Raw genomic sequence first — 1,331 nt, 5'->3', positions numbered from 1 at the left:
GCATCGTGGAACTCGTGTTGACGGTCTGCGTCGGCGCCGAGGAGAAGGGATCGGCCGCGAGCGCAGCCGCGGCGATGGCGAATGCGCCGAGGACCGCGGTACCGGCGAGCACTTTGCGGGTGCGGCCGGACAATCGATGACGTGGTGGCGGCGCTGCGACGTAATGTGGCGCTGCCATGTGATGCATTGAAGGAGGCAGGGGTTCGTCGAGTACCCGTGTCGCGGGGCGGGGCGATGAAGGCAGCGGCGCAACGGCGACGGGCGGGATCAGTTCGCCGGTGAGTGCGGCGCGCATCTCGGCGGCGCTGCCGAAGCGTTGGTGCGGGACGCGCGCCATGGCGCGGTCGATGACGGCGACGAGGGTGGGTTCGACGTCGGGGCGCAGGCTGGCAAGTGGCGGGGGCGGATCGTCCATGATGGCCCGCGCCAGTGCTATCGGATTGTCTTGCGGGAAGGCGCGTCTGCCGAGCAGTGCTTCATAGCCCATGACGCCTGCGGCGTAGAGATCGTCGGCCGCCGATGCGGGCGCCCCAGCGACCCGCTCCGGGGTCAGGTACGACATCGTGCCGAGGACCCGCCCTGTCATGGTGTGCGATGCGCCGCCGGTCTTCGCGATGCCGAAGTCGGCGACCTTCATGCTGTCGCCGATAGCCGAGATCAAGACATTTCCGGGCTTGATGTCGCGATGCAGCACACCGGCCGCGTGTGCGGCTTCGAGGGCGCGAAGCACGTCGATCAGCATCGAGCGCACGTGCTCGGGAGGCATCGGGCCGAGGGCGATCAGATCGGCGAGCGACTGCCCCGGCAGGCGCTCCATGACGATGAACGGTGTGCCGCCGTGCTCACCGAAATCGTGCACCGCGACGATGTTGGGATGGGTCAGCGCAGCCGCCGATCGGGCCTCGTCCGCGAAACGACGCCGGATGTCGGGTTGGCCGCGCAATGCGGGATGCAGCAGCTTGACCGCGACCGCGCGGTTCAGCCGTGTGTCCCAGCCGTCGCGGACCTCTGCCATTCCTCCGTAGCCCAATACGCCGCGGAGTTCGTATCGGCCCCCGAGTAGATCGTGGCCGGTCATGCCCATACCGGTAGCCACCTTCACTGCAGCACAAACCCACCGCCTGCTGTTGGCAGCGGTTGCACTGCTCCATGGATCTACTCCGATTGTCGTATGAACGCCCCGCATCGTTATCAGGGTGGGTCGTCGTCGGTGTCTTTGTCGTTGCTGTCGTCGTCGTGGCCGCGGTTGTGGGTGAGGTAGCGCTCTGGATGGTGGTAGTTGTTGACGCGGGTTTGGCCGGTGTCGAGGTGGGGTGGGGGTATCCATTCGG

At 67.2% G+C, this 1,331-nt stretch carries 1 protein-coding gene; it reads right to left on the bottom strand.

Annotation, left to right across the window (positions count from 1 at the left end; translation table 11 throughout):
• Nucleotides 1-1,078, bottom strand: a 1,078-nt coding sequence (locus CQY20_RS33770) for a serine/threonine-protein kinase (protein ID WP_097945741.1), incomplete at its 3' end; no start/stop codon positions are given.
• Nucleotides 1,079-1,331 lie beyond the last annotated feature (253 nt).

The organism is Mycolicibacterium agri (genome assembly GCF_002553505.1).
Lineage (GTDB): Bacteria > Actinomycetota > Actinomycetes > Mycobacteriales > Mycobacteriaceae > Mycobacterium > Mycobacterium agri.
The sequence above is the reverse complement of the archived record's forward strand: the minus strand, read 5'-3'. Positions and strand labels throughout refer to the sequence as shown.